At 40.4% G+C, this 18256-nt stretch carries 22 protein-coding genes, 2 tRNA genes and 1 riboswitch; of the genes, 21 read left to right on the top strand and 3 right to left on the bottom strand.

Annotated elements, in window-relative coordinates:
- The first annotated feature begins 17 nt into the window (after positions 1-17).
- The 15 genes from HYW79_02565 (at position 18) to HYW79_02635 (ending at position 13325) form a co-directional block, all read left to right on the top strand.
- Positions 18-866 carry a C39 family peptidase gene (locus HYW79_02565; protein MBI2635405.1) on the top strand — a complete coding sequence of 283 codons (849 nt, stop codon included), beginning with the start codon at positions 18-20 and terminating at the stop codon, positions 864-866.
- 10 nt (positions 867-876) lie between these two features.
- Positions 877-1917 (top strand): peptidoglycan bridge formation glycyltransferase FemA/FemB family protein, encoded by a 1041-nt coding sequence (locus HYW79_02570; GenBank protein MBI2635406.1) that lies wholly within the window; start codon positions 877-879, stop codon positions 1915-1917.
- A 147-nt stretch (positions 1918-2064) separates the two neighbouring features.
- Complete coding sequence (locus tag HYW79_02575) at positions 2065-3405, top strand: UDP-N-acetylmuramoyl-L-alanyl-D-glutamate--2,6-diaminopimelate ligase (GenBank protein ID MBI2635407.1); 1341 nt, start codon at positions 2065-2067, stop codon at positions 3403-3405.
- A gap of 338 nt (positions 3406-3743) precedes the next feature.
- Positions 3744-4424, top strand: a complete 681-nt coding sequence (locus HYW79_02580; protein MBI2635408.1) for a ribulose-phosphate 3-epimerase — start codon at positions 3744-3746, stop codon at positions 4422-4424.
- A gap of 20 nt (positions 4425-4444) precedes the next feature.
- Positions 4445-5308: a transketolase gene (locus HYW79_02585; protein ID MBI2635409.1), complete on the top strand. Its 864-nt coding sequence runs from the start codon at positions 4445-4447 to the stop codon at positions 5306-5308.
- 152 nt (positions 5309-5460) lie between these two features.
- On the top strand, positions 5461-6444 hold the full coding sequence (locus HYW79_02590; protein ID MBI2635410.1) for a transketolase family protein: 984 nt from the start codon (positions 5461-5463) through the stop codon (positions 6442-6444).
- A gap of 22 nt (positions 6445-6466) precedes the next feature.
- On the top strand, positions 6467-6658 hold the full coding sequence (locus HYW79_02595; protein MBI2635411.1) for a hypothetical protein: 192 nt from the start codon (positions 6467-6469) through the stop codon (positions 6656-6658).
- Between the two features lie 8 nt (positions 6659-6666).
- On the top strand, positions 6667-7659 hold the full coding sequence (locus tag HYW79_02600; GenBank protein ID MBI2635412.1) for a carbohydrate kinase family protein: 993 nt from the start codon (positions 6667-6669) through the stop codon (positions 7657-7659).
- 114 nt (positions 7660-7773) lie between these two features.
- Positions 7774-7878, top strand: a riboswitch (SAM riboswitch).
- Between the two features lie 86 nt (positions 7879-7964).
- On the top strand, positions 7965-8486 hold the full coding sequence (locus HYW79_02605; protein MBI2635413.1) for an ATP:cob(I)alamin adenosyltransferase: 522 nt from the start codon (positions 7965-7967) through the stop codon (positions 8484-8486).
- Positions 8483-9007, top strand: coding sequence for a hypothetical protein (locus HYW79_02610; protein ID MBI2635414.1), 525 nt, complete (start codon positions 8483-8485; stop codon positions 9005-9007). Before HYW79_02605 ends, HYW79_02610 begins: the two co-directional genes overlap by 4 nt.
- 128 nt (positions 9008-9135) lie before the next feature.
- The gene (locus HYW79_02615) at positions 9136-10002 is read left to right on the top strand and encodes a class II fructose-bisphosphate aldolase (GenBank protein ID MBI2635415.1); all 867 of its coding nucleotides are present in this window, start codon (positions 9136-9138) and stop codon (positions 10000-10002) included.
- On the top strand, positions 9999-10964 hold the full coding sequence (locus HYW79_02620; protein ID MBI2635416.1) for a D-glycerate dehydrogenase: 966 nt from the start codon (positions 9999-10001) through the stop codon (positions 10962-10964). The genes HYW79_02615 and HYW79_02620 overlap by 4 nt, the downstream gene beginning before the upstream one ends.
- Positions 10965-11005: 41 nt before the next feature.
- On the top strand, positions 11006-11341 hold the full coding sequence (locus tag HYW79_02625) for a hypothetical protein (protein ID MBI2635417.1): 336 nt from the start codon (positions 11006-11008) through the stop codon (positions 11339-11341).
- The gene (locus tag HYW79_02630) at positions 11316-12029 is read left to right on the top strand and encodes a 50S ribosomal protein L25 (GenBank protein ID MBI2635418.1); all 714 of its coding nucleotides are present in this window, start codon (positions 11316-11318) and stop codon (positions 12027-12029) included. The genes HYW79_02625 and HYW79_02630 overlap by 26 nt, the downstream gene beginning before the upstream one ends.
- 24 nt (positions 12030-12053) lie before the next feature.
- Positions 12054-13325, top strand: coding sequence for a lytic murein transglycosylase (locus HYW79_02635; GenBank protein ID MBI2635419.1), 1272 nt, complete (start codon positions 12054-12056; stop codon positions 13323-13325).
- A gap of 16 nt (positions 13326-13341) precedes the next feature.
- On the opposite strand, the gene HYW79_02640 is transcribed toward HYW79_02635, so the two are convergent.
- Together HYW79_02640 and rpmE are read right to left on the bottom strand one after the other, a co-directional pair.
- Positions 13342-14076, bottom strand: a complete 735-nt coding sequence (locus HYW79_02640) for a PCRF domain-containing protein (GenBank protein ID MBI2635420.1) — start codon at positions 14074-14076, stop codon at positions 13342-13344.
- Complete coding sequence (gene rpmE / locus HYW79_02645; protein ID MBI2635421.1) at positions 14073-14324, bottom strand: 50S ribosomal protein L31; 252 nt, start codon at positions 14322-14324, stop codon at positions 14073-14075. Before rpmE ends, HYW79_02640 begins: the two co-directional genes overlap by 4 nt.
- A gap of 98 nt (positions 14325-14422) precedes the next feature.
- On the opposite strand from rpmE, the gene rpsB reads away from it, so the two are divergent.
- The 5 genes from rpsB to HYW79_02670 all read left to right on the top strand — a co-directional run bounded on the left by rpsB (position 14423) and on the right by HYW79_02670 (position 17060).
- Positions 14423-15163, top strand: a complete 741-nt coding sequence (gene rpsB, locus HYW79_02650; GenBank protein ID MBI2635422.1) for a 30S ribosomal protein S2 — start codon at positions 14423-14425, stop codon at positions 15161-15163.
- Between the two features lie 75 nt (positions 15164-15238).
- Positions 15239-15688: a translation elongation factor Ts gene (tsf, locus tag HYW79_02655; GenBank protein MBI2635423.1), complete on the top strand. Its 450-nt coding sequence runs from the start codon at positions 15239-15241 to the stop codon at positions 15686-15688.
- 11 nt (positions 15689-15699) lie between these two features.
- On the top strand, positions 15700-16218 hold the full coding sequence (locus HYW79_02660) for a hypothetical protein (GenBank protein ID MBI2635424.1): 519 nt from the start codon (positions 15700-15702) through the stop codon (positions 16216-16218).
- Positions 16219-16291, top strand: a tRNA-Thr gene (locus HYW79_02665). It begins immediately after the preceding gene.
- A gap of 127 nt (positions 16292-16418) precedes the next feature.
- Positions 16419-17060, top strand: coding sequence for a CDP-alcohol phosphatidyltransferase family protein (locus HYW79_02670; protein ID MBI2635425.1), 642 nt, complete (start codon positions 16419-16421; stop codon positions 17058-17060).
- Between the two features lie 52 nt (positions 17061-17112).
- Here HYW79_02670 and HYW79_02675 read toward each other — a convergent pair whose 3' ends face one another.
- The gene (locus tag HYW79_02675) at positions 17113-17841 is read right to left on the bottom strand and encodes a hypothetical protein (protein MBI2635426.1); all 729 of its coding nucleotides are present in this window, start codon (positions 17839-17841) and stop codon (positions 17113-17115) included.
- A 193-nt stretch (positions 17842-18034) separates the two neighbouring features.
- Here HYW79_02675 and HYW79_02680 point away from each other — a divergent pair.
- Positions 18035-18120, top strand: a tRNA-Tyr gene (locus tag HYW79_02680).
- The last annotated feature ends 136 nt before the right edge of the window (positions 18121-18256 follow it).

Raw genomic sequence — 18256 nt, forward strand, 5'->3', positions numbered from 1 at the left:
TATAATATTTAATAAATATGGATGATAAATCATCGGTTTATTTGATTGTTTTTCTTGGCTTAATAACGGCCGGCTATTTTTTTATTGCCAAAATAACAGAGGATAAAACAGAAAAAACTCCAATCGGCTATGAGTTTGACCAGTCTGAAACCGATCAGTCGGGAGCCGATTTTACCGTTGGCGGGAAACCCCCCGTTATTGAACCGAGAATTTTATCTCCCTACGAGAGATCTCCCGAAGGGGGAGAAGCGCCTAAAACACCGGAGAAAAAAATCGCCGACTGGGTTCTTGAAGTTCCTTATGTCAACGAGGCGCCTCACGGTATTTTTACCGGTCCGTGGAAAAATGCTTGCGAGGAAGCAAGCATATCAATGGTTGAAGGATACTATTTGGGAAAAAAGACGGTGGGATTAAAAGAGGCGGAAGAATTTATGATGATGCTTTTTGAAAAACAAGATCTTTTACACGGTTCAAACAGTAATTCAGACGCGGCGAGAACAGCTGAAATGATAAATAAGTTTTCTTCTTACGGCGCGTTAATTAAGGAAAATCCGACTATTGAAGAAATAAAATCGGAAATTAATCAAGGCCGGCCGGTGCTTACTCCAAATTACGGATTCGGTCTTAAAAACCTGAACATTCCTTTTTTACTGTCCGGCTCATCTTATCATATGGTTGTCGTTATCGGTTATAACGATGAGACAAGAGAATTTATCACAAATGATTCCGGCGACGGTAAAACTGGCGCCAGCTATCGCTACGGTTATGATTTATTTATGAATACGGTCAGAGATTACGATTATTCTACTAATACAGTCACAGGTCCTTCTCGGGCGATTTTTACTTTCCGTAAAGCGGCCTTATAATATAATCAAAATGATTGGGTTTTTAGAAATTAAAAATGATGCGGAATACAATCTGCTTTCAACTTCGGAAAACGCACCGTTTGCTCAAGCGTGGTTTTTTGGCAAGTGGCAGGAAATAACGGGAAGAAGGGTTCGGAGATTTGAAATAAAAGAAGGTGAGGAAACTATCGGATTTTTTCAAGTTATAAAATATGAATTACCATTTTCAAAAAACCTTTTATATATTCCTCATGGTCCCGTTTTGAAAAATACGGATTTGAATAATGAATTTTTAGAAGAATTTAGGAAAAAATTGGTTGAAATCGGAAAAGAAGAAAACGCTGTTTTTGTGAGATTTGATTTTTTTTCGCCTCGCCCGAATCTGCCGGCTGGTGGAGAAGGCAGGTCCGAATTATCAAAATATTTTAAAAAAGTTCCTTCCTACGGATATCAATCTTCATATTTTCAGCCGAAATACGAATGGATAATCAATCTCACCAAATCAGAAGACGAATTATTAAGCGCAATGCATCCAAAAACCCGATATAACATTGGCCTTGCGGAAAGAAGGGATGTAAAAATTGAGATTATCGGAGGAAATTTTGAGCGGCATTTTAATGATTTTTATAGACTTCTTGAACAGACTGCCAAACGCGACAGTTTCGGATTGCATCCGAAAATTTACTATCGAAATATTTTTGAAACTCTCAATTCAGGAAATGCTTTTTTGGCGGTTGCAAGATATGATAACAACATTCTGCTTATTAATTTAGTTTTGCTTTACGGAAATACTGCTTATTTTGTTTTTGGCGGATCAAGCGACGAACATAAAAATTTGATGGCGCCTCATTTGGCTCACTGGGAATCAATAAAAGAAGCGAAAATACGTGGGATGAAGTTTTATAATTTAGGCGGAGTGCAGGCAAATACCGGAGGTTACGAAAACTATGAAGGTATCTCAGTTTTTAAAAAAAGATTCGGAGGAGAACTTTTGGAACATTCCGATTCCTATGATATCGTCTTAAAATCTGTTTGGTATTATTTATATAATTTAAGAAAGAGATATTGGTAATATTAAAAATTTTAATATTTGTTCTCTAAGCGGGTTATGAGCCCGAGCGGGCACGGTTTCGCCGCAGGCGAAGAGCGAGGGCGAATCCCTGAGCGAGCACGCTGGGCGAGCGAGGAAAGCGAGAGAATAAATATAAAATTTAAAGTTATGAGTTTTAAATCAAAAATAAAAAGATTAATACCGGAGCAATTAATTTCTATTTATCACTTAACTTTGGCGGCTTTGGCCGGTTTTTATTATGGCTGGCCGTCAAAAAAAATGATTATTATTGGCATTACCGGCACGAAGGGCAAGACCTCTTCGGCAAATTTTATTTGGTCGGTTCTTACGGCAGCAGGAAATAAAACAGGGCTTATAGGCACGGCCAATATCAGAATCGGTGAAAAAGAATTTTTAAATAAATATCACATGACAATGCCCGGAAGGTTCATTTTACAGGGACTATTGAAGCAAATGGCAAATAGTGGTTGTAAATATTGCATTGTTGAAACCACTTCTGAAGGTATCAAACAATGGCGCCATTTTGGGATTTTTTATGATGTCGCAATTTTTACCAATTTAACACCGGAACATTTGCAGGCGCACGGCGGCAGTTTTGAAAAATATAAGGAAGCCAAGGGAAGGATGTTTGAAGTGCTTAGAAAGAATGGCCGAAAAGTTATTGACCCCGACGGTACCGTCGGGGTTGACGGGAGAGAAATCAAAAAAACAATCATCGTGAATTACGATGATTTGCATAAAGAATTTTTCTTAAACTTTCCGGCTGATAGAAAAATAACCATCGGGACGATTGGAGGTGCCGATTTTCAAGCCGATAAAATAAGAAATACCAAAGACGGCCTGGAGTTTTTTGTCGGTTCAACATCATACGAATTAAATATTCTCGGAAAATTCAATGTCTATAACGCGCTTGCCGCAGTTGCCGTTGGTTCGGTTTTTGGCGCTTCCAACGAACAAATCCAAACGGGTTTGAAAAACTTAAAAAATATTCCCGGCAGAATGGAAAAAATTGACGAAGGACAGGGGTTTTTGGTTTTTGTTGATTATGCTCATGAAAAAGAAGGGATGAACGCGGTTTTAGAAACAGCCGGCGAAATGGCAACAGAATCAGTAGGGAAGGTAATCGTTCTTTTGGGAGCCGAGGGTGGGGGCAGAGACAAGGCCAAAAGGCCGGTTTTAGGAGAAATTGCCGCAAAAAAAGCTGATTTTGTAATTATCAGTAATGTTGATCCATATGAAGATGATCCGAAAGAAATTTGTGAAGATATTGCTGTCGCGGCGGAAAAATTCGGGAAAAATCGCGACAAAGATTTGTTTATAATAGAAGATAGACGCGAAGGGATTAGAAAAGCACTTTCCTTAGCCGGCCAAAACGATGTAGTATTAATAACGGGAAAGGGTTCGGAACAATCAATCGTCATCGGCGGCAAGCGTTATCCTTGGGACGATAGGGTTGTTGTTAGAAAAATATTGAGGAAAGAAATATAAAAAATGTTATGGGGTATAAGAAAAGATAAAGGCCGTTTGGCGGTATGCACCAAACGGCCGGCCGGACACTGGGAGGACGAATTACACAACGATGGCGATAACAACGATGGCGATGATCAACAAGATGCCAGCAAATAATACAAAGCACCGTGGATTGCCATCATAGTCGCCCCATTCGGCCTCATTGAAATAAACTTCTATTTCTCTCTTTTTCATTGCGAATCCTCTCTTTCTAGGGCTAGGGTTTCGGCTATGGTTAAATAGTAACAATCCTACATTAGTTTGTCAATAGCCGAAAAAATGGCTTAAAATAAGGATAAATAACGTGCATTAATTTTATGAACACAAGTCAAATCATTCCAGCATTAATAGTGTCTGATAAAGACATCTATAATGATTTTCAAGAACTAAAAGATAAGTTTGAACGGCTTAGACCGTTTTTGGCTGAATTTGATAACTGGATTCAGATTGATGTGACCGACGGCGAGTTTGTCACCAGCAAAACCAATATAAGTTTTGAAGAACTGGCTTATTTTACAAAACTAGTTAACGTTGAATTTCACTTGATGATAATAAGGTTGCAACAGTCCATTGATAAGTGGATTGAATTAGGTCCAAAAAGAATCATATTTCATATTGAGGCCTGTGAATCCGAGGAAATTAACAGTATTATTAAAAAATGCAAGCAAGCGCAAATTGAAGTTGGGCTGGCTTTAAATCCGGAGACGCCGTCTTCAAATATAAAACCATGGCTAGAGGAAATTGACTCGGTTATGTTTATGGGCGTTCATCCCGGGCGCGGTGGCCAACCATTTATTTCGGATACAGCGACAAAAATTGGATTATTGCGTTATAATCATCCTAATATTAAAATTGAAGTGGATGGCGGAGTAAGAGTTGAAAATATTAAGCAATTAAAAGAAGCGGGAGCGGATATCTTTATCGTTGGTTCCGGCCTTCTTGTAGCACCAGACGTCGGCCAAGCAATAAAAGATTTAAAATCGGCTCTCAAAGATTAGAAATTAGAGATTTGTGTTTAATGTCCCACTACATTCACGACGAAAAAGTAAAACAGCTTGAGGAACTGGCGAATAAAATTCGTCAAAGTTTGATTGAAGAACTGGTTGAAGCAAAATCCGGACACACGGCCGGCCCTCTTGATATGGCCGATATTTTTACCGCTTTATATTTTCACGTTTTAAATCACGACCCTAAAAATCCCAGCTGGCCCGATCGCGACCGGCTGATTCTTTCAAATGGCCACATTTGTCCGATTCGCTACGCGGCGATGGCGCACGCCGGTTATTTTTCTCTTGAGGAATTAAAAACCTTAAGAAAATTTGGCACACGGCTTCAAGGGCATCCGGAAAGAGAAAGATTACCGGGCGTTGAAACAACTTCCGGTCCTTTGGGTTCCGGTTTAGGGCAAGCGGCCGGAATTGCTTTCGGCGCGAGAATGGACGGGAAAAAATTCCGCGTTTATTGCGCTATGTCAGATGCCGAACATCAAGCCGGAAATTTGTGGGAGTCGGCAATGTTTGCCGGAAACAACAAACTAAGCAATTTAACCGGCATTATTGATCGCAATAATATACAGATAAACGGTATGACCGAAAATGTGATGCCGCTTGAGCCGCTTCGTGCCAAGTATGAGGCCTTTAATTGGCATGTTCTTGAAGTTGATGGCCACAATATTGAGGAATTTGTTGACGCGGTTGAAGAAGCAAAGGCTATTTATGAAAAACCAACGGTAATTATCGCTCACACAATTGCCGGCAAGGGGATTTCGGAAATAGAACACGACTATAATTGGCACGGCAAGCCGCCGAAGCCGGAAGAAGGTGCTAAATTTTTAAATGAATTAAGGACGCTGGGAGGAAAAATTAAAAGTGAACATGAATAGAAAATAATAAATAAATCATTTTCCTCGCGCACTCGTCCCGCCAGCGCGGGACTCATTGTCCGATGAAAGCATTTTAGTCCCGCAGCTGCGGGACACCATGCTAAAACGCTTTCATAAGCTTCGGAAAATAATTTATTTATTATTTTAAAAATATGATAAACAAAAACGCGTATTTAATTGAAGATTTATCAAAAGCGGAGAAAGTGCCGACTCGCGATGGCTATGGCAAGGGTTTGGTTGACGCCGGCGAACATGATGATCGTGTTGTTGTACTGTGTGCCGACCTTGCTGAATCAACCCGTTCCCATTGGTTTAAAGAAAAGTTTCCGGAGCGATATATTGAACTTGGTGTTGCTGAACAAAATATGGCAACAGTAGCCGCTGGCCTCGCCAACTATGGGAAAATTCCTTTTATTTCTTCCTATGCGGTTTTTAGTCCCGGCCGCAACAACGAGCAGATAAGAACTACCATTAGTATAAATAATCTGCCGGTTAAAATTGCCGGCGCCCACGCCGGTATTTCCGTTGGGCCGGATGGCGCGACCCACCAGGCGCTTGAAGATATCGCTTTAATGCGGGTTCAGCCAAGAATGACAGTTATAGTTCCTTGCGATGCAGTTGAGGCGCGTAAAGCAACCAACGCCTCGGTTCTTTGCTGTGACGGCCCGGTTTACCTTCGCTTCGGGCGGGAAAAATCGCCTGTTTTTACAACCGAAGAAACTCCTTTTGAAATCGGAAAAGCAGTAGTTTTGCGAAGCGGTAAGGACATAACCATTGTCGGTTGCGGCGCGCTTTTGTATAACGCTTTAATAGCGGCTGAAGAATTAGCAAAAGAAGGCGTTGAAGCGACGGTTATAAATAGCCATACGATAAAACCGCTTGATATTACGACAATAATAAATTCCGTAAAAGAAACAAAAGCGGTGGTGACGGTCGAAGAACATCAGGTTGCTGGGGGGCTCGGTTCAGCAGTGGCCGAAGCGCTTAGCCGGCACTTTCCGGCGCCGCAGGAATTTGTCGGCGTTCACGACCGTTTTGGCGAATCAGGGGAGCCGGACGAACTTATTGAAGCATTCGGAATGGGCGTAAAAGACATTAAGGCCGCGGTGTCAAGAGTTATTAAAAGAAAAATATAATAAAATAAATTAAAAAATAAATATGAATAAAAAAATTGTTATTTTAATTGTTGTCATCTTTTTCTTTATAATGTTTTTAGCTTTCTTCTGCAGAGAAGTTAATTGGTTTAACTCACAACCAAGACTTTTGTCTTTAAAAGAACCGCCTGGAAATCGTATCGCAAGAATATTGGATCCGGTTTGTCGTCAGTTTAAGTTTCTTAATGGTTTTTAATATTTGTTATGAATAATTATGACTTCTTAGGAATAGGAGATACGGTTATCGACGCTTTTATAAAAATTAAGGAAGCGCGCGTTTTTCGCGACCACAACGGAGAAAAACCCCAGCTCTGTTTGAATTTTGCTGACAAGATTCCGTATGAAGATGTTCATGTTGTTCCCGCTGTTGGCAATAGCCCCAACGCGGCCGTAGCCGCTTCGCGTTTGGGTCTTAAGAGCGCTCTTTTAACTAATATTGGCGATGACTTAAATGGTCAAGATTGTCTCAAGGCATTGAAAGCCGAACGAGTGAGCGTTGAATATATTGCCAAAAATAATGGTAAAAAAACCAATTATCACTACGTTTTGTGGTTTGAAGATGATCGGACAATTTTGGTTAAGCACGAGGCTTATGATTATAAAATGCCCGATATAAAATGCCCGCGTTGGGTTTACCTTTCATCAATGGGCGAAAATTCTTTGCCGTTTCATTACGAACTTTTAAAATGTTTTGAAGAGCATCCGGATATAAGATTAGCTTTTCAGCCGGGAACTTTCCAAATGAAATTCGGTAAGAAAGCTTTAGCCGGAATTTATAAAAGAAGCGATGTGTTTTTCTGCAATAAAGAGGAAGCGCAAAGAATTTTAGAAACTGAAGAGGGTGATATTAAAAATCTTCTTAAAGCAATGGCCGGGCTCGGCCCCAAAATTGTCGTTATCACCGACGGCGTAAAGGGCGCTTATTCTTATGACGGACACGAAATGCTTTCTATGCGGCTTTATCCGGATCCGGTGCCGCCGCTTGAACGCACCGGCGCCGGCGACGCTTTTTCCTCAACTTTTACCGCTGCTTTAGCGCTGGGAAAAACTGTCCGGGAAGCGATGATGTGGGCGCCGGTTAATCCGATGTCGGTGGTTCAGCAAATCGGCGCTCGCGCCGGCCTTTTAACCCGCGAGCAAATAGAAGAGTATCTTGCCAAAGCCCCGGTTGATTACATCCCAAAAGTTTTAGATTAATGTTGATGGGTGTAGATTTATGAACTCCTATTACTAAGTTGGTATGTGGATAACCAAAATTTGACATCCTTACGGCCAATAGTTAAGATTGCTGAATTGTACCTTTACAATATAGTATTATTGAGAGTGAGCGGAGGGAATTGGCCCTATGAAGCTCCAGCAACCTACTATTATTTATTATGTAAGGTGCTACATCCAACCCAATCGGGTAGATAATTTCTGTTGTAAACGTTTCTCATAAAAACACCCGTGCGGGTGGCTTTTCTTTTTTGTGAGGATAAATAAATAGGAAAAGAGGGGAGAAAATGAATAATTTGAATCTGAACGAAGAAAAAAATGAAGTTCTTGGGACACTAGATTCTCTGAACTGTTTCATTGGTCTTACTAAATCTTTTTTGAAAGATAAAAAAATTAAAAAGATATTAACTGATATACAAAATGACATCTTTGTTATTCAGGCGAACGTTGCTGATCCAGAAAATGTTACTTGTCTTCCGCCAAATATTAGTTTGGATCGCATTCTTGCTCTTCAAGAAAATACGTATTGGTTTGAACAAAATCTTAAAAAAATAGACCATTTCATTATTCCGGAAGGAACAACTGCTACTTGTTGTCTTCACGTAGTGCGGACTATGGCAAGAGATGTGGAGAGAAAACTGCCCGACTATCTTAAAAAGCCGAGTGTTATAGCGCAATATTTTGACTGTGTAGCTTGTTTTATGTTTGTTCTGGCAAGATACGTAAATCAAAAGCAGTTCTTTTTTAAGGAACGAGCGCCAAAATATTTTGCCAGCCAAAGCAAAATCCCAAGAAGGAGGAGGCCATGAGCAAAAGAGACGAAGGATTGAAGGCATTAGCCAAACAAATTAACGAGTGTGCTAAAAAAGAAAAAATAGCTCGCAGACAACGAGAATGTGAGGAACGTGAAAAGGAAACTAATAAGCGCAAGGCCGAAGAAATATTTAATAACTGGTTAAAAAGTTATGAAGTTAAAGCTCGTGAAGCGACTCATATCATTTGGGGCTGGTATAGAGAATTCATAGCCACATCGATATTTCAAAAATTTGTGAGAGCTCTGCATGACAGTGATAAGAGCAGAATACGAATCTCCAAAATCGTTGAATGTTTGAAGCCTAGTAGGCATTCTTTGCATCACTTTAAAGAAATACAACTTTTGACTGTGAACATGGACCAAAGCCTATTTGTTCATAACTGTATTAAATACGGTAAATCTTATGAGATCAGAGGAATCGAAGACTTGCTGGTCTACGTAGAATGGCCAATACTTATTGAAATAGCAGCGACTATCACAGATGAAACTATCTGGGAAATCATCAAGATTTCCTAATTTTCTAAAACGGCAAGCAATACCTTGCCGCTTTTTATTTTTCAAATTAAGAATTTATTGTGGTGCGGTCGCGAAAAGTTTGATTTTTTGTGTTTGATAAGATAAAATCAAAGTATTAATTGTTAATCATGACTTATAAAATTCAGGATTATTTAAAAAGAACAACTGAAGAAAATTGGGCAATCGGGCATTTTAATTTTTCGGAGGATGATGCGCTACGGGCGATTGTTGAATCGGCCGCTCTATTAAAAACGCCGGTTTTTGTTGGCACTTCCGAGGGGGAAAGAAAACATATTGGAGTAAAGCAGGCGGTTAATCTGGTTAAAGCGTTTCAAGAAGAATTCGGAATCCCCATTTTTTTAAACGCCGACCATCACAAAAGTTTTGAAGGCGTAAAAGAAACGGTTGATGCCGGCTACGACGCAATTTTGGCGGATTTTTCAGCCCTACCCTTTGAAGAAAATATAAAATTAACCAAACAGAGCGTAGAATACGCAAAGTCAAAAAATCCCGATATAATCGTTGAAGGCGAATTAGGTTATTTAAGAGGGGAATCAAAAATTCAAAAAGAAATTATTGAAATAAAGGCGGAGGACTTAACAAAGCCGGAAGAAGCGGCGCAATTTGTAAAAGAAACGGGAGTTGATATGCTGGCGCCGGCGGTCGGCAATATTCACGGCATTGCCGCCAACGCGCCGAAGCTGGATTTTGCGAGGATTTCAGAAATTAAAAAAGCGGTTGGCGATGTTACCCTCGTTTTACACGGCGGTTCGGGAATGAGCGAAGATGACTTTAAAAATTCCATCGTCGCCGGAATATCGATGGTTCACATTAATACCGAAATCAGAGTCGCTTTTACGGAAGCGCTTAAGGAAACAATCGAAAAGATTCCCAGTGAAACCACGCCTTATAAAATTTTAACCCCTTCAATTGAAGCAATGAAAAAAGTTATAGAGGAAAAATTAACAATTTTTGGAAGTATAAATAAAATATGAAAATATACATAACAAGAATAGTTCCCGAAGCAGGAATCAAAATGTTAAAGGAAAAAGGTTATGATGTTGTTATAAATTCCGACGATAGGGTATTAACTAAAGAAGAATTGGTCGGCGCGCTCAAAGGCCAAAATTACGACGCTCTTTTTTGTCTTCTCACGGACAAAATTGACGGGGAAGTAATGGATGCTTTTGGTCCGCAGCTCAAAGTGGTTGCTAATATGGCCGTCGGCTTTGATAATATTGATACCGAAGAGGCAAAAAAGCGGGGGATAACTATTACCAATACCCCCGGTGTTTTAACCAATACAGTGGCGGAACACACTTTTGCTCTTATGCTGGCTATCGCGCATAGAATAACCGAAGCCGATAAATTTACTAAAGACTTAAAATATCAAGGCTGGGCGCCGATGCTTATGCTGGGGAGCGACTTGTCCGGTAAAACACTCGGCGTTATTGGTCTCGGCCGGATTGGTTCTCGCGTTGCCCATCACGCGGCGAAAGGATTTGAAATGAAAGTTTTATATTATGATATAAATAGAAACGAAGAATTTGAAAAAGAATTTAGCGCGGTTTACATGTCGGTTGACGACTTACTAAAACAGTCCGATTTTGTATCAATTCATGTTCCATTGCTTCCCGCGACACAACATTTAATCAATGCGGAAAAACTAAAATTGATGAAACCGACAGCGTATCTTGTAAATACCTCACGCGGGCCGATTGTTGACGAATCGGCGCTCACGCGAGCGCTTTTGGATAAAACCATAAAAGGCGCCGCTTTAGATGTTTTTGAATTTGAACCTAAAATAACGCCGGAACTTTTGGAGTCGGATAATGTTATTTTAACGCCCCACATTGCTTCGGCAACAGAAGAAACGCGCTCCAAAATGTCGGATCTCGCGGCAGAAAATATTATTGAAGCATTAGAGGGTCGGACTCCGCCGAACATTCTTAAATAGCCTACCATTGACATTTTCAGAAATTATATTTATATTTAATCTTGCTTTATTCAAATATGCACAGCTTCGACAAAGGTAATTTAAAATTTATAAGCCCTTGTCCGATATGTAAGGCCAGATTTGATATAGAAAATATTGCGGTTTTAAGAAATGAGAGCCACACTTCGCTTCTTCATATTGATTGCGGCAACTGCGAAAGTTCGCTTATAATCACGCTTATAAAAAGCAATACCGGCATAATCACCAATGTCGGTGTTCTGACCGATTTAAAAAAAGACGATTTTAGACGATTCAACGATTTGCCGGCCATTACCATAGATGAAGTTTTAGAGTTTCAGAAACATAATAAAAATGACAACATTAGAACTAAAAAGTAAAAAAAGGGAAGTCTTTGGTAAAAAAGTAAAAGCCTTAAGAAGAATGGGCCAAATTCCGGCTGTGGTTTACGGCGGGAAAGGTTCTAGTTTGCCAATTTCAATTAACTCTGATGAATTTAACAAGGTTTTTAAAGCTGCCGGAGAAACAACCATCATTAAAATATTTATTGCCGCCCCCGAAGGGGGCGAGCCTCGCCAAGGGCGGGACGGTGCAGGTTTTAAGAATGTTTTGATATACGATACTGCTCGCGATGCGATTAATGGCAGTATCCGGCATGTTGATTTTTATGAAGTAAAAATGGACGAAAAGATAATCAAGAAAGTGCCGATTGTTTTTGTTAGTTCTGCGCCCGCCGTTGTTGATTTGGGCGGCGTTTTGATTAAATCAATGCAGGAACTTGAAATTAGGGCCTTACCCGCCGATTTACCACATGATATATCGGTAGATATTTCAGTTCTTAAGACGTTTGATGATAATATACTAGTTGGAGATATTAAACTGCCAAATAATGTTGAAACACTTGAAAATGCCGACACTTCAGTTGCTGTTGTCGCGGCGCCAAGATCGGATGCCGAAATCGAGGCCCTGTCTTCCGAGGTTGAAGAAAAGGTTGAAGAAGTAAAAGTTGAAACCGAAGAAACGGCGAAAGAACGAGAAAAAGAAAAAACGGCAGAACCGATAGTATAATTTTAATATTAAAAGGGGATTTTAATGGCAAAAAAAATAGGACTTTTGTTATTTTTGTTTTCCTTAACGTGGTACATTATCACGCCTAATGGTGTTTTTGCCGACGAACGGGACGATAAAATAAAACAGCTTGAAGCGTCAATAGATGGGTATAATCAGGAAATACAAAAAAAACAAAACGAAGCCCAAAGTTTGTCCACTCAAATTTCAATTTTTGAATTACAGATAAAACAGGCTCAAGCGGAGATAGATGCTACTAATCTGGTGATTAAAAAGCTTGATTCTGCTATTAGTCAAAAAGAATCAAGTATAGCGCAAAAAGAGCGGGAAATAAAACAACAAAATATTCTTCTGGCTCAATATTTGCGTCAAATAGCAAGAAGCGACGGCGGTTCACTTTTTGGTTTTTTGCTTAAAAACGGAAAATTTTCGGACTTTTTTAATGATATTAATTCTTTAAGTAACGTTCAAAGCCAAATTCACGGAGCGCTTGAAAAAATTAAGGAGTTAAAAGAAAAACTGGAAAAAGAAAAAGATGATTTAGAGGAAGACAGGGTCGAACAGGAACAGCTTAAGCGGATTCAGGCAAGGCAAAAAACTGAAATGGAAAATTCCAAAAAGCAAAAGCAAAAGCTTCTTGATCAAACTAAGGGACAGGAAAAAACCTACCAACAACTTATAGCTAAGGCGCGCGCTGATATTGAAACGATAAAAAATCAGCCATACAATCTTGCCATGGGCTTCAAAATGACTTTTGAAGAAGCCTTAAGTCATGCCATGAAGGCATCGCAACATACCGGAGTTCGTCCCGCATTTCTTATGGCGATTGTAAAAATTGAGTCGGATTGGGGCGGTAATGTCGGCAAGGGTACTTGGCGAACCGATATGCATCCCCGTGATTTTAACGCCTTTGCTGCGATAACCAGCGCTTTAGGATTAAACCCAGATTCAACGCCAGTTTCTAAAAAACCAGCCTACGGCTGGGGCGGTGCTATGGGACCGGCGCAGTTTATACCGACAACATGGATTTTATATGAAGCAGCGGTTGCTAAGCTAACGGGTCATAATCCACCGTCGCCATGGAATCTTGAAGATGCTTTTACCGCTTCCGGACTTTTGTTATCTGAATCTGGGGCGAATAAGCAAACTTACGCGGCAGAAACCAAAGCGGCGAAGATTTATATCGCCGGCGGCCGCTGGAATACTTCGCTAACGGCAAGAATTTATTCTAACAACGTTATGGCTACGGCAACCAAAATTCAAAAAGATATTGATATTTTAAATAATAATAAATAATCCCGCAGTTGCGGGGTTATTTTAAGTTTTGAGTAAGCGCTTCAATCATCGGTTCCATGTTGCCGTCTAATATTTTTTCCATGTTATGCCAGGATTTTCCGATACGATGGTCGGTAATTCTGTCTTGAGGAAAGTTATAGGTTCTCATTTTTTCTGATCTTTCCGCCGAACCGATTTGGGCGCGCCTTTCTGCCGTAACTTGTCCCGATACCTTTTCCCGCTCCATTTGATCAAGTTTTGCCCGCAAAATCATCATGGCTTTTTCCTTATTCTTGAACTGGGAACGCTGGGTTTGGCAGGAAACGACAAGTCCTGTTGGTATGTGGGTGATTCTAACCGCTGTTTCAACCTTGTTAACATTTTGGCCTCCGGCTCCCGATGATCTGAACGTATCGATTTTTAGGTCCTGTGTTTTTATAACAATCTCTTTTTCAGTCACTTCTTTTAAAACGGCGACTGAAATAGTTGAAGTATGAACCCGCCCGCTTTTTTCTGTTTTAGGAATGCGCTGAACGCGGTGGACGCCCGATTCATATTTAAAAATACCGTACACTTCGGGACCGGTTATTTCGGCCGACAAGTTTTTAATTCCTCCCACCTCTGATTCTGTAATGTCCATTACTTCGGCTTTAAACCCGCGCTTTTCCGAAAATCGCTTATACATCCGCCAGAGTTCATGCGCAAAAAGGCCGGCCTCATCTCCGCCCGCCCCTGCCCTTATTTCTAAAATTATTTTTTGAACCTCGTTCATTTTCTCTCGGCAGATTTTTTTGCGGTTTTAACGGCACCTTTTACCGTAGTTTTTAAAAGTCTTTTCTTGAATCTTTCAACGCGTCCGGCTGTATCAATTATCTTATCTTTTCCGGTATAAAAAGGATGGCATTTTGAGCAAATTTCAACGCTAATTTCCGGCTTGGTTGAACCAACGGTAAAAGTATTTCCGCACGAGCATTTAACTTTAGCTTTAGGAAAATATTCCGGATGTATTTTTTGTTTCATAAATCAGTTTAATAGAGATAGTTTACAACTTTGGCTTATAGTTGTCAATAAGTTTCCCCTTGTCAAAACATTAATATCTTGCTATTATCTGTGAGGTTATGGAAAAAAATAACAACATTATAGAACTTGATTTGGAAACAATGGCTTTAAGTGGTCTTCATTTGGGTTCTCAAAAATCGAGCGGCAACCCTAAAATGAAGCCGTTTATTTGGGATAGAAAAAGCTCATCTCTGGTCATTGATCTTGAAAAATCAAGGGAAAATCTAATTGCAGCCATTAATTTTTTAATAAGTATTAAGGAAAAGGGCGGCGTTATTTTGTTTGTCGGAACGGGTATTGCTACAAAAGAAATTACAAAAAAAGTAGCGCAGGAGCTTAACATGCCGTTTGTTACGGAACGGTGGCTTGGCGGAACATTCACAAATTTTACAACAATCAATAAGCGGGTAGAGCATTTGAAAGATTTGGAGAAGCAAAAAGCCGCTGGCGAATTCTCAAAGTATACGAAATACGAAGTAGGGAAACTTGAAGAGAAAATGAAAAAATTGAAAAAAGAATTCGGCGGTCTTGTAAGTTTAAGCCGCTTGCCGGACGTTATTTGGGTAAGTTCGGCAAAATATGATAAACTGGCAGTGGCGGAAGCAACAAAAAAAAACATATCTGTCGTAGGAATAGTAAATACGAATTCGGATCCTGCGCCGTTTACCCACCCAATACCGGCCAATGACTCCGCTTTAAATTCCGTTAACTTTATTCTTAACTTGGTATCGGAGGCGTTAATAAATGTGAAACCGATAGTTATAGAAACAGAAACAAAGACGGAAGATGGTAGAAAATAAATGAGTTATCCGCCTTCGCTAAAGCTACGGCGAGATGCTCATATTTTTAACTAAAAATTTCATTTTTAGAAAAATATGGCAAACATTGAAGACGTTAAAAAAATTCGTGAAATGACCGGCGTTCCTTTGGGTGCGATTAAAAAAGCTCTTGAAGAAGCCGACGGAAAAATTGAGCAAGCCTTGAAATTTTTAAAAGAACGCGGCGGGGCAGTGGCGGAAAAAAAAGCAGGGCGGCAGACTGGAGAAGGACTCGTTTCTTCCTATATCCATGCCAATGGCAAGATCGGGGTACTTATTGAAATGTTTTGCGAAACTGATTTTGTGGCGCGAAACGATGAGTTTAAGAACTTAGGCCACGAGCTTGCTATGCATATTGCCGCGACGAATCCCGCAGATGTTGACGAATTACTCGGCCAGCCATACATTCGCGATCAAGACATTACGGTTGACGCCCTGGTTAAGAACCACATCGCCAAACTTGGCGAAAACATCCGCATAGGAGAATTTTGCAGATTTGAGATTTAAACATAATTAGCATGTTCAATCTAATACCAATATCACTTTTAATAATAGCGCTTGGCGGCGTTGTTTATATATTTTCCGATCACTTGTCCGAGTTAGAAGACGATGAAAATAGTTCCCAAGATTCCGGCTTTAATTTTAAAGCCAGGTTTGCGGATTTTGTTAACCAAATGCCCTTAGATAATTTTAAGTCCCAGTCACTGTCAATTACGCAAAAATTGCTTCACCGTGTAAGAATTTTACTTTTGAAAAGCGATAATCGTTTAATGTATTTAATAGGAAAGATTTCAAAAAAAGATAAAATAACTAATGGTAACGGGACAAGCGAGAGCAGCGAACAATCGCAAAATGGCGATAATTTCTGGAGCGACATTTCTAACCTTAAACAAGAAGAAACTCCGGAGCCGGTAACTCCGTCCTTTAATGGCGGGGAAATAAAAATTAACTTAGTCGTTAAATCTGACCCTGTCGTAAAAACTTTTGACATTCAGCCGAAAAAGAAATCCTTAAAGTTAAAGCGGCAAAAAAAATAAGCCAACGTAGCTCAGTTGGTAGAGCAACTCCATGGTAAGGAGTAGGTCCGCGGTTCGATTCCGCGCGTTGGCTCTAAAATCAGTTCTTAAAGCAACGAAACATTGACTTTTATTACTAATTATGTATTAATAGGACGAATTTTCTAATGCTACTATGGCAATCGGGAAAGGTTCTTAAATAACTGAAAAAGGGGAGAAAGGTGGAAAAACGAAAATACAGCCGGCTTGAATTTAAGGCGGACATTTGCAAGCCGCCGAACTGGATAACGTTTTTTCGCATCATCGGATTTTTCTTTTTGCTTCTTCCTCTCTTGCGGCGGGATTATTTTCTCGCTGCTCTTATCTCGTTTCTTTTACTGGCCTCAACAGATTATTTTGACGGCTGGCTGGCGCGCCGGACAAAAACGGTTACTTGGCTCGGGAAAGGACTTGACCCAGTAGCAGATAAGATTTATTTGATTGGCGTAATGTTTGCCCTTAGACTTTTTTCGTCCTATCCAATTCCTGGATTATTGCTCTTGGCTCTTGAAATTACGCTTCTCGTTATAGGTACGGTAGCATTTTTTGGCTTTCAACCCGTGCCTAAAATCGGGGCAAACGAAAAAAACTCGGATTTAATCTTGGGCGCCAACCTGTTTGGGAAGACTAAAGCAATTTTAGAGATTATCCTTATTTTTCTCGTGTTTCTGGAGCGATTGGATATCTTTAAAATAACCAACGGTTCAATTCTGTTTCTCTTCTATGCTGCGACAATTGCCGCTATGCTTAGCGTTCTTGGGCATCTAGGCATACTCGAACGGATTCCATTTAAGCGGTATCAATGCATAGGGCTGCACAAATAATGCAGCCTTTTATAATAAAAAGTCCCGTATAATCGGGACATTGGTAGAATTGTTATAGCTTATACAATGGAACATCATAAGCGCAATAAGGGCATTCTTCATTGCTCCAGTCTTTTAATGGATAAGTCAGGGCGGCAACAATTGGTATAGTTGTTGAGGCGCGCCTGAACATTTCCTGATTAGAAGCCCGATTTACCACGACAGCCGCGCCTATGAATTGACACTCGGCATCGTCTTCATTAGCCGAAGCCTCATTGCAAGCGGCGATTGTTTTTTTAAATGAACCGCCTGTTGAAAATATATCATCAACAAGAAGTACCCGCTTATCGCCGTTAAGTTCAAAACCTCTGCCTAGGCGGAATTTTCCTTCACTATTTCGCTCAAGGTACATTGCCTCAATTTTTGTTGAATTGATAGCATACAATAGCGCGTTGATTACAGAAATCGCGCCCATTGGCGGACCGACCATAACATCAATGCTATCCAACAAATTTCTTTCTTTCAGAAGCTTGTACAATCTAAAACCGATACTCTGGCTTATGTGAACATAGCGCAAGCCAAGGGCGGTCTGAATAAAAACATTGGTGTGCCGTCCGGAAGCCAGTAGAAAATGGCCCTCGCAATTCTTTTCCATTTTTTTAAAAAGCGGGAGTTGGCGCGGAATTTTTTTCTGTCTTATTGGCGTAAGTCGGCTTAAAGTCGGAATTCTAGTAGTATAGGCAACTGCCTGCGCGTCTTCTAAATCGCGTAATAGCTGCTTCTCGTCGTCGCTCAATTCCATTATATTTCCTCCATCGTAACTTTGATCCTTCGACTCCGCTCAGGATCAACCCTGAGTTTGTGGTTCGACTTTGTTCACCACCCTGAGCTATAGTCGAATGGGTCGAACGGGTTGAAAAGCTTTTGGAATTAACGTACATCAACTCCTTGAATTTGTAAATATTTTATTATAAAATGAGCGCTAGTGACTAATTGCGTCGGTGGTAGAGTGGTCAATTACAACAGACTGTAAATCTGTCGCCTTCGGGCTACGCAGGTTCGAATCCTGCCCGACGCACCAGTAAGGAACTCATCGGTTTTTTGGAAGCCAAAATGTGGGACGCGCGAAGCGCGTCCCAAGGATTCCCGCCGAATTTCCCAAACGAATTCAGAATTTTTGGCGCGCTCACGCGCACTAATTTTTCGCCAAGAGAGAG

It is taken from the genome of Parcubacteria group bacterium (assembly GCA_016186325.1).
Classification (GTDB): domain Bacteria; phylum Patescibacteriota; class Minisyncoccia; order UBA10092; family UBA10092; genus JACPHB01.